A 10394-nucleotide genomic window follows, 5' to 3' on the forward strand; every position below is an offset into this window, starting at 1 on the left:
ATAAGCCAGGCGCCATCGGGCATTACAACGTTACACCAGACTCTTCAACCGATAGATCCACTCCAGCGCCTGGCGGGGCGTTAGCGAATCCGGATCGAGATTTTCCAGCGCTTCGACGGCGGGTGATGTTTCTTCCGGAGCCGATAGCAGCGACATCTGCGTGCCGTCGACCTGGGTCGCAGCAACATTCGGCGCTATGCTTTCCAGTTCACGCAGTTTTTGCCGCGCGCGTTTAATAACCTCTTTCGGCACACCTGCCAGGGCTGCGACCGCCAGACCATAGCTCTTGCTTGCCGCACCATCCTGTACGCTGTGCATGAAGGCGATGGTATCGCCGTGCTCTAATGCATCCAGATGCACATTTGCTACGCCCTCCATCTTCTCCGGTAACTGAGTCAGTTCGAAGTAGTGGGTGGCAAATAACGTTAATGCTTTGATTTTATTGGCGAGGTTTTCTGCGCACGCCCACGCCAGCGACAGGCCGTCGTAGGTGGAGGTGCCGCGTCCAATCTCATCCATCAGCACCAGGCTGTTCTCGGTGGCGTTGTGCAGAATGTTGGCGGTTTCGGTCATTTCTACCATGAAGGTAGAACGACCGGATGCCAGATCATCCGCCGCGCCCACGCGGGTAAAGATGCGATCGATAGGCCCGATCTCCACTTTCTGCGCCGGAACGTAGCTGCCGATATAGGCCAGCAGAGCAATCAACGCGGTCTGGCGCATATAGGTACTTTTACCCCCCATGTTCGGGCCGGTGATGATCAGCATCCGTCGCTGAGGCGAGAGGTTAAGCGGGTTGGCAATAAACGGCTCAGTCAGCACCTGTTCCACCACCGGATGACGTCCCTCGGTAATACGAATACCAGGCTTGTCGGTGAAGGTCGGGCAGGTGTAATTCAGGGTATAAGCACGTTCCGCGAGGTTGACCAGTACGTCCAGTTCCGCCAACGCGCTGGCGCTCTGTTGCAAATCAGCCAGGTGCGGCAGCAGCATGTCGAACAGTTCGTCGTACAGCTGTTTTTCCAGCGCCAGCGCTTTGCCTTTTGAGGTCAGAACTTTGTCTTCGTACTCTTTCAGTTCCGGAATAATGTAGCGTTCGGCGTTTTTCAACGTCTGGCGACGCACGTAGTTAATCGGCGCCAGATGACTTTGCCCGCGGCTGATCTGAATATAGTAGCCGTGTACGGCGTTAAACCCGACCTTCAGCGTGTCCAGACCGGTGCGTTCGCGTTCGCGGATTTCCAGTCTGTCGAGGTAGTCGGTTGCGCCATCAGCCAGCGCCCGCCATTCGTCCAGCTCTTCGTTGTAGCCCGGGGCAATGACGCCGCCGTCGCGTACCAGCACCGGCGGAGCTTCCACCACGGCGCGTTCCAGCAGTTCACGCAGCTCGTTAAACTCACCCATTTTCTCGCGCAGCATTTGCACGGGGGCACTGTCTACGTTTTCCAGCTGTGCGCGCAGTTCCGGTAATTGCTGGAAAGCATGACGCATCCGGGCCAGATCGCGTGGGCGCGCGGTACGCAGGGCCAGGCGGGCCAGAATACGTTCCAGGTCGCCGACCTGGCGCAGTACGGGTTGTAATTCGCTGGTGGTATCCTGCAGCGCGCCGATGGTCTGTTGGCGCTCGGTGAGGATTTTAGTGTCGCGCACCGGCATATGCAGCCAGCGCTTGAGCATACGGCTACCCATCGGCGTTACGGTGCAGTCGAGTACCGAAGCCAGCGTGTTTTCAAAGCCGCCTGCCAGGTTCTGGGTAATTTCCAGATTGCGGCGAGTGGCGGCGTCCATGATGATGCTGTCCTGCTGGCGCTCCATGGTGATGGAACGAATATGCGGCAGCGAGGTGCGCTGGGTATCTTTTACGTACTGCAACAGACAACCGGCAGCGCAAAGTCCGCGCGGGGCGTTTTCCACGCCAAAGCCGATTAAATCCCGCGTGCCAAACTGCAGGTTTAACTGCTGGCGGGCGGTATCAATTTCGAATTCCCACAGTGGGCGACGACGCAGGCCGCGACGCCCTTCAATCAATGAGGTTTCGGCGAAATCTTCGGCATACAGCAGTTCTGCGGGGTTGGTGCGCTGCAATTCTGCGGCCATGGTTTCGCGGTCAGCAGGTTCACTGACGCGAAAACGCCCGGAGCTGATATCAAGCGTTGCGTAACCATAACCTTTACTGTCCTGCCAGATAGCAGCCAGCAGGTTGTCCTGGCGTTCCTGCAGCAGTGCTTCATCACTGATGGTGCCTGGCGTGACAATACGCACCACCTTGCGTTCTACCGGACCTTTGCTGGTCGCTGGATCGCCAATTTGCTCACAAATAGCAACGGACTCGCCCTGATTGACCAGCTTGGCGAGGTAGTTTTCTACGGCATGATGAGGAATGCCCGCCATCGGGATTGGCTCGCCCGCAGATGCACCGCGTTTGGTCAGGGAGATATCAAGCAGCTGAGACGCGCGTTTCGCATCGTCATAAAACAGTTCGTAAAAGTCGCCCATGCGGTAAAACAGCAGTATTTCCGGGTGCTGAGCCTTCAGCTTGAGATACTGCTGCATCATGGGCGTATGGTTAGTGAAGTCCGTATCAAGTGACTCTTTCATATTGTTTTTGCTCTTTTTTTAATCTTTTTGGGTACCTGGGCAGTCTCACGTGAGCCCCTGGAAACTCACATAAACCCACAAATTTGTCATTCGAAAGCCGCCTGAAGGGCAGTAACGACGAGCCTTGGTTCGACCAGAATGGCCTATCTTATCACCGACAACGACTGAGATTCACCCGTAGGTTTTGCCGTCAGAACCCTTATTGATTATTCATTTTCCGGCAACGCATAGTTCTGGCAGTAGAGATAGGGGATCCCCTCTTTGGTAATCAGATACGTCTCGCTATTCAGCGCAAAAAAATCGACGTTAGATACGCTGGTGTTGGTCAGGAAAAAGTCGGGGAGTAATTCCTGAATGAGAGTGGCGGGTGCCGTTTCACGATTAGAGATCTGGATTTTCTGCGAAATCCAGACCGGGCTTGAGCCGTAGCTGGATTGTGTAAAAAGTACCATGCGCTGCACGGTCTGTTCATTATTGTCGGCATCTTTGATAATGCCATCAATATTCACAATACCTTTGCTGCCGCCGGTTTTTATATCAATGATGCCACGGAACGAAGTGGTATTGCGTACAATCTCGATAGCTGAACGGCAGGTCAGATTATGTAACTCGCCATTGTTTTTACTGTACCGATAGACGACGGCGACAATTAGCGTAACAAAACAAAGCAGCAGGATAATACCTGTCTGAATGCGGGACGTTCTGGGATAAAAATTCATTAGCTATCATACCGTGGGTAATAAACCGACTGACAGGCATTTTCCTGCCTGGCTTTCATCGGTGAGCGACACACAAGCACGGACAATTTTTTGGATTCAGGATAGGTGGTGATATAGATAAATTTATGGCTTTGACACAGCCCCGGATTTTTATCGATAAACGCGGTATGTCGAGAGAAATTACTGGCATCGTTATTAAAATAATACTGACAGTCAGTGGGGGCTTTGCCCACAGTGATATAGCCAGAGAAATAGTTATCGCTGGTTTGCCACGGATACAATATAAGCACACAAATTATCAGGGTAATGGTCAGCATTACCATTTCTGCAGTAGTCATCAAAGGTTGACGCGGTCCGCAAGGCAACAGTTCTTCGATGGCGACATCCGGTGCTAAGGGTTCAACCGTAGAAGAAGGGCTGTCTTCTGGTGTTTCAATCACCTGAATATCACATTCGTCCTGAATGATTAGCCCTTTGCGGGGGATCGTGGTGATAAGCGGTTGTTCCAGCTCTAGTTGTAGCAGACTTTTACGCAAAGAGAGAATGCTTTGATAAAAGGCGTTGAAGCTCACCTGACGGTGATTTTTACCCCAGCCGAATTCCAGTAGTTCGTTTTGTGAAACCACTTGCCCGCGATGTTGAATAAGTAATAAAAGACATAATGACGCCGAGTGTTTGAGTTTTATCCGTTGATTGGGTTGATCTACCCGCGCCAGACATTGCGTCGCTGGCATAAATATTATTATTTTTTCAATCAGATAACTGACATTGCCAGTCTCAGACATAAGGTCTCTACTCTTGCTGATGCGCCAGGCGGTTGGTGAGTCATGATACCACTTTGCCCATAAAGACCACCAGTATGGACCCGACTCTACAGCGAGAACCGCTAAATGTTTCAATTTAGTATCATAATATAACAACAATGATAACTTTTTAATGAAAATAAACCATAATTAAATCAATTGATTGTATCTTTTTGGTTACATTGCAAAGAACAGAAAGATGAAAAAATATCGACAAAGATGATTGCCATTAATTCTTTATGGACAGCGCCCTATACTGCCTGGCACCACCACGCGAAAAGAGCAGAAGCCTGAACGCGTCAACGGCACCAGGGAATGTTGGTGGTAGATGTAGAAGGGAATAAATGTCAGCTTGTTTGCAGGCTGACATTTATTTTTCGTGCTAAGTAAATTTATCCTCATTTGACAAAGCCTTAATTTTCGGTAGAGAGTCCCATGTTCCAGAAAGAAATTGAAAATGCTGTAGTGCTCGTTGGCGATGAAATGAAGAAGTCAGATAATGCCTGGCTGTCGTTACGTAAAAAACGTCAGCGTATTGATTTGAAGATTGATGGCAATATCTTGTTTCTGGAGAAAGGGACTGTCTCTGTTTATCGCGTGGAAAATGATTTAGTCACGGTGAGTATTTCTGCACCGGCTATTCTCGGTCTGCCACAAATGCGTACGGAAGTGGCCGGACACTATTTACGTTGTGACACCGATTGCGAGATGTGGGCGATGAGCGTACAAAACGCCGATCTCCTGTTTACCGCTAAAAACTTATGGAAGCAGGCGTTTGATATCTTAACGCACCATCTTCAACGTTATTTCCAGCGCGAGGCGTTGCAATCGCACCGCACTATTCGCGAGCAGATTATTGAACACGTGAAATATATCTGGGCAATGCAGCCCGATGTCCGAGAGAAAACGTCCGTGTATACCTTTATTTTGACCCGCAATCATATCTCACGCAGCGCCATCCATAAGGTGTTACAGGAGCTGGTTAATGACGGGAAAATCACCCTGAATCGCGGAAAACTTTCCTTTTGCATGCCGTTATAATTTCTGCGCTCCCTGACAATAATGAAAGGGAGCACAACCGATCAACGTTCTCTGAGTGCCTCCGCGCGTGCGCGAATAATCGGTTTTAACAAATAGCTCAGAATCGTTTTCTTACCGGTGAGAATATCGACGCTCGCCACCATGCCGGGAATGATAAGCATCGGATGCTCTTTTGTTCCCAGGTAGTTTTTGTCCGTTTGCAGGCGCACAACATAAAAGCTTCGCCCCTGCTTGTCGGTCACGGTGTCTGGGCTTATCTGCACCACTTCGCCTTGCAGACCGCCATAGATGGTGTAATCGTAAGCGGTAAATTTCACCATCGCATGCTGGCCTGGATGGAGGAAGGCGATATCGCGCGGTTGTATTTTGGCTTCGATTAACAGCTTGTCATCCAGCGGTACGATTTCCACCAGGTCGCTGCCCGGCTGAATGACGCCACCGATAGTGTTCACCATCACCTGCTGAACGATACCGCGCACCGGTGAGGTGACCATGGTCCGATTCACCCGGTCTTCTAACGCTTTTACGCTGGCCTGAGTCTTGCTCAGATTGGTACGCGCCTCGTTGAGCTGGGCCAGCGCATCGCTCTGGAAACGGCCACGGCTTTCACCGATTTTATTCTCAATCTCTTTAATTTCTGATGCGGCCTTGGGTAGCGACAGGCTAATAGAATTGAGCTGCCCGGCGGTTTCTACTTCGGTACGATGCAGGCGCAGCAGTTCGACTTTTGAAATGGCGCCTGAGGCGAGCAGCGGTTCGGACATTTTGATTTCCTGACGGATTAACCCAAGGCTGTGCTTAAACTGATCCTCCTTCGATTCAAAGTCGCGCAACTCCTGTTTTTTCTGCACCAGCTGTTCTTCGAGCCCGGATATTTCGTTGTGAAACTGCTCCCGGCGGCTGTTGTACAGCTCGGTTTCTCCCCGGGCGACATCCGGCGCCTGGCTGGCTATCTCTGGGGAAATAATAAAGTCGCGGTTCTCAACTTCCGCCGTCAGGCGTTCTACCTTGGCGCGCAGACCGAGCTTATCGGCTTCAGTTTCGCCAACGTTGGAGGCGAAACGCGTGTCATCGAGGTGCAGTAATGGGGTTCCGGCGTTAACGATTTGCCCTTCATGCACATATAGCTCGGTGACAATCCCCCCTTCCAGGTTCTGTATTTTTTGCAGCTTAGATGAAGGGATTGCCTTACCTTCGCCGCGCGTAACTTCATCAATTTTTGCAAAGCCGGCCCACACGAAAGACAAAACCACCAGCGCGAGGATCGTCCACAGCGTCAGTCGTATTACTCTCGGGGCGTCATCAATAATGGCCTGGCTGACCTCATTAATACTGTCGGTTTGATTTTCATCACGGCCGCGAAAGTAATGCTGTAAGTAGCGGCGGGCTCGAGCCAGGAAATCAGCGAGATGCATTAATCTGCCCCTTTTTCAACGCATCCATCACTACCGCTTTCGGGCCGTCTGCGATGATGCGTCCTTTATCAACAATAATCAGACGGTCAACCAGCGACAGCATGGAGGCGCGGTGCGTGACCAGTAATAACGTTTTTCCCGCGATGCAGGGAGCCAGCGCGTGTTTGATCTTCTCTTCGCTGGTGTTGTCCATCGAACTGGTGGGTTCATCCAGTAGCAGGAGAGGGGGATCCAACAGCAGCGCGCGCGCGAGCGCCACCGCCTGCCGTTGACCGCCGGAAAGCTGAGAGCCGCGCTCACCGACCTGTAGGTTATAGCCGTCAGGATGCAGACGGGCGAAATCGTTGACGCCTGCCAGTTCTGCCGCTCGCAGCATGGTTTCGTCGTCGACATAGCGCGCCCCGCACAGCAGGTTGTCGCGCAGCGTGCCGTTGAACAACTGGATGTCCTGCGGCACGTAGCCGATGCTGTGGCGCAGATCGTTCACATCCAACTGACGAGAGTCGATACCGTCGATCAGCAGATTCCCGGCGCTCGGCTGGTACAAATTGACGATAAGTTTACTCAGTGAACTTTTACCGGAACCGCTGCGTCCGATAATGCCGATGCGCTCACCGGGCTGAATGGTCAGGTTTATTTTGTGCAGCGACAGGGTTTGTTGTTCCGGATAGCTGAAATCCACATCGCGAAATTCAATGCTGCCCTGTAACTGTTCCCGCTTGAGCGGATTTTCATCCGCGCGACGCTCCTGCGCCAGCGACATCATTTTCTCGGTATTTTTGATGGTGAGCTTCGCCTGCTGATAGCGGGCGATAAGGCCGGTAAGCTGGCCCAGCGGCATCAGAGCGCGACCATTGAGCATGTAGCAGGCGATCAAACCACCCATACTCAGCTTACCGCCGATAATCATGTATACCCCGACGATGATCATCACCACGCCCGAAATTTGCTGGAACCAGCCGGTGAGGTTGCTTGCCAGGCTGGACAAGGTTTTGACGCGCAGTTCCAGACGACTCAGGCTGCCCAGCGTCTGTTCCCACTGGAACTGGCGTTCACTTTGGGCATTGTTCACTTTGATGGCATCCAGGCTGCCCAGGGTTTCAATCAGCAATGCCTGACGTTCGCTGGCGAGGCTCATGGTTTTTGCCACCGCGTCGTTGACCGGTTTTTGCAGCGCCCAACTACACAGCAAGGCAATCGGCAATGTCAGTATCGGGATCCATGCCAGGGCGCCGCCGATAATGCCGATAACGATCAGCAGCAACAGGGTGAAGGGCAGATCGATAATCGTCGTCAGCGTGAGCGATGAGAGGAAATCACGCAGCGACTGGAATTCATGAATGTTTTGCGCAAAGCTCCCCACCCGCGCAGGGCGCTCTTTCATCTCCATGCCGGTAATGCGTTCAAACAGGGTCGAGGAGATGATGAGATCGCTTTTTTTACCCGCAAGATCCAAACAGATACCGCGTAGCATTTTCAGGATCAGATCAAAGATAAAGGCCAGACAAATCCCCACCGCCAACACCCACAACGTGACCGTTGCCTGGTTTGGCACGACGCGGTCATAGACGTTCATGGTAAAAAGCGGCGTGCCGAGCGCAATCAGGTTGATCAGCAGGCTGGCCAGCACCGCATCCATATACAGAAAGCGTGATAGCTTCAGCGTGTCTTTAAACCAGGATTTAGTGCGTGGCAGGAAGGCTTCCGCCTGCAAATCGAATTCATGACGCGGATGCGCAAAAATGACTTTACCCGCATAGTTGCGCTCAAGCGTGGCTAAATCGACGCAAATTTCTCCACCTTCGCTTTCGCTGGGCATAAAGCGGGCGCTGCCGTCATCGTTCCATGCTAACAATACGCCGGTTCCGCCAGCGTTCAATAACAACACTGCTGGCAAAGACATTGCCGGAATTTTATCGAGCGTGCGCCTGACGACTCGCGCTTTTAAACCGGCTCTTGCCGCCGCGCGTGGAAATATATTCAGCGTGAGCCGATCGTTTTCTAATGGCAGACCGCTGCTGAGTGTTGAACGACTCGCCGGTTTACCATGCAGAGAACACAGAATAAGTAAGCTATCTAATAACGGGTCGTCATTATGGCTACGTGGGTCGTGATATTGAGAACCTGGCGGAACATAATTCTCGGGGACGTCATTTAATAATTCGGCTTGTGCACTCATTTTCGCAACCATTCTGACCGTACACGGTTAAATAATAGCAGGCTTATAATAAGCATGTAGGTCAGAGATTTAATGGGTATTAATAATTATTAATTAAGTTCCGGTAAACTATTTTCTTCTGCAGAATCTACCGGTTGCCCTGACGGCGGCGGTGTGATTTTTAGAATATTCATTAATTCACCGGTGCGTTCGCTAATTCGATAGCCGCTGGTCATTGCCAGATAACGTAATTCAACAAGGCGACGTTTAGAGGAGAACACTTCATTTTCACTATCGAGTAAATCCAGCAGGGTACGTTCGCCAAGACTGAATTGATCCTGATAAGCCGTGCGCACTTTGACGCTTCGGTCGGCATATTCTTCTGCAGAAGGAAGCTGGGCGCGTGCGTTTTGCAGCGCTGTCCAGGCCAGGCGTAGCTCCTGATTCAACTGGCGAAGCGTGTTATTGCGCACATCCTGAGCCTGCTTGTGCAGATAAGCGCGGGAGTTCATATTGGCTTTGTCGCTGCCGCCCTGGTACAGGTTGTAATGCAGTTTAACCATCGCCTCCCATTCTTCGGTGTGTGCGCGGGTGGTATCGGTGTTGTTGCTAATCCCGCGGGAAAGCTCTACGTCTACGCGTGGGTAGAAAGTTGATTTCGAGGCCTCATATTGCTGGTGCGCAGCTTCGATATCCGCATTGGCGGACTTCAGTAATGGATTATTTTTCTCCATTCGGCTTTTGGCTTCTTCCAGCGAGGTCGGCAGCTGAGAGTCAATGCTCTCTGGCTGGCTTAAGCCCTGCGGATCCATGCCCGTTACGCTGACAAAGGTGGTTTTCGCGTCTTCCAGATTGGTCTGCTCGGTCAGCAGATTGTTACGCGCCTGGGCCAGACGCGCTTCGGCCTGCATAAAGTCTCCGGAGCGACCAACGCCCTGATCGGTACGCAGTTTTATCTGGTCGTAAATGCGCTCATGATTCGCCAGATCGTCTTCTGCAAGGCGCACAAACTCTTCGCGTTGCAGCACATCGAAATAGGCCTGAATTACGGCATAAGCGGTACTTTCGCTGGTGTTCATTACGCCGTAGGCGCGCGAGTCAACGGTCGCTTTTTGCCGCGCCACTTCGCTATTGGTGGCAAAACCGTTGAACACATTTTGCTCAAGGCTGAGAGTCGCTTCGTTAGGCGATTGAGTCAGACCGTTATTGCGACCTGCCGCGCGGGTAGTCGCATCATCAACATTTTTGCGCCCGGCTTCTGCGTTCAGATTCAGGGACGGTAAATAGCCGCCTTGTGCCGCCCGCAGTTCTTGCTCTGAGGAATAACGGCTATTTATTGCGGCATTAACTTCTGGATGATTCGCTAATGTTTCTTTAACGGTATTTTGTAAGTCTTCTGCAATTGCTACATTTATTGAAAAGCACGAAAGCAGAAAAACTAAAAACTTCTTCATGACATGAATGCCTTATATCTCACGGTTATGACATCCAGTTGTCGTCGCTATCATCCATTTTTACAAATGCGTTATATTAATTAACAAATATGAATTATCTTAATTAATGGCTGTTATCAGCTATTCGACGACATGTTTTGTCACATCGTGTTTTATTTTTGGTTATTTTTTATTATATTCATTTGCCAGTCAAGTCTCATGTAATT

At 51.2% G+C, this 10394-nt stretch carries 7 protein-coding genes; 1 reads left to right on the top strand and 6 read right to left on the bottom strand.

Annotation, left to right across the window (positions count from 1 at the left end; all coding sequences use genetic code 11):
* Positions 1–30: 30 nt before the first annotated feature.
* The 3 genes from mutS to OGV94_RS13655 form a co-directional block, all read right to left on the bottom strand.
* Positions 31–2598 carry a DNA mismatch repair protein MutS gene (gene mutS / locus OGV94_RS13645; protein ID WP_286523563.1) on the bottom strand — a complete coding sequence of 856 codons (2568 nt, stop codon included), beginning with the start codon at positions 2596–2598 and terminating at the stop codon, positions 31–33.
* Positions 2599–2804: 206 nt separating this feature from the next.
* Positions 2805–3317: a YqeJ family protein gene (locus OGV94_RS13650; protein WP_075145704.1), complete on the bottom strand. Its 513-nt coding sequence runs from the start codon at positions 3315–3317 to the stop codon at positions 2805–2807.
* Positions 3317–4216, bottom strand: coding sequence for a winged helix-turn-helix domain-containing protein (locus OGV94_RS13655; protein WP_286523565.1), 900 nt, complete (start codon positions 4214–4216; stop codon positions 3317–3319). The genes OGV94_RS13650 and OGV94_RS13655 overlap by 1 nt, the downstream gene beginning before the upstream one ends.
* Before the next feature lie 339 nt (positions 4217–4555).
* Between OGV94_RS13655 and OGV94_RS13660 the strand changes: the two genes are divergently transcribed.
* Positions 4556–5161: a helix-turn-helix domain-containing protein gene (locus OGV94_RS13660; RefSeq protein ID WP_043017374.1), complete on the top strand. Its 606-nt coding sequence runs from the start codon at positions 4556–4558 to the stop codon at positions 5159–5161.
* Between the two features lie 41 nt (positions 5162–5202).
* Here OGV94_RS13660 and OGV94_RS13665 read toward each other — a convergent pair whose 3' ends face one another.
* The 3 genes from OGV94_RS13665 to OGV94_RS13675 all read right to left on the bottom strand — a co-directional run bounded on the left by OGV94_RS13665 (position 5203) and on the right by OGV94_RS13675 (position 10188).
* Complete coding sequence (locus OGV94_RS13665; protein ID WP_075145706.1) at positions 5203–6576, bottom strand: HlyD family type I secretion periplasmic adaptor subunit; 1374 nt, start codon at positions 6574–6576, stop codon at positions 5203–5205.
* A complete protein-coding gene (locus OGV94_RS13670; RefSeq protein WP_286523567.1) occupies positions 6563–8755 on the bottom strand; it encodes a type I secretion system permease/ATPase in 2193 nt (730 codons plus the stop codon). Before OGV94_RS13670 ends, OGV94_RS13665 begins: the two co-directional genes overlap by 14 nt.
* An 89-nt stretch (positions 8756–8844) precedes the next feature.
* Positions 8845–10188, bottom strand: a complete 1344-nt coding sequence (locus tag OGV94_RS13675) for a TolC family outer membrane protein (RefSeq protein WP_286523569.1) — start codon at positions 10186–10188, stop codon at positions 8845–8847.
* Between the last annotated feature and the right edge of the window lie 206 nt (positions 10189–10394).

This window comes from Citrobacter sp. Ce006, assembly GCF_030336535.1.
Taxonomy (GTDB): domain Bacteria; phylum Pseudomonadota; class Gammaproteobacteria; order Enterobacterales; family Enterobacteriaceae; genus Citrobacter; species Citrobacter europaeus.

Bases quoted from the DNA above. Each gene is read 5' to 3' on its own strand.
- OGV94_RS13675 (WP_286523569.1), bottom strand. From the start codon at position 10,188: ATGAAGAAGTTTTTAGTTTTTCTGCTTTCGTGCTTTTCAATAAATGTA.
- OGV94_RS13670 (WP_286523567.1), bottom strand. From the start codon at position 8,755: ATGAGTGCACAAGCCGAATTATTAAATGACGTCCCCGAGAATTATGTT.
- OGV94_RS13665 (WP_075145706.1), bottom strand. From the start codon at position 6,576: ATGCATCTCGCTGATTTCCTGGCTCGAGCCCGCCGCTACTTACAGCAT.
- OGV94_RS13650 (WP_075145704.1), bottom strand. From the start codon at position 3,317: ATGAATTTTTATCCCAGAACGTCCCGCATTCAGACAGGTATTATCCTG.
- OGV94_RS13660 (WP_043017374.1), top strand. From the start codon at position 4,556: ATGTTCCAGAAAGAAATTGAAAATGCTGTAGTGCTCGTTGGCGATGAA.
- mutS (WP_286523563.1), bottom strand. From the start codon at position 2,598: ATGAAAGAGTCACTTGATACGGACTTCACTAACCATACGCCCATGATG.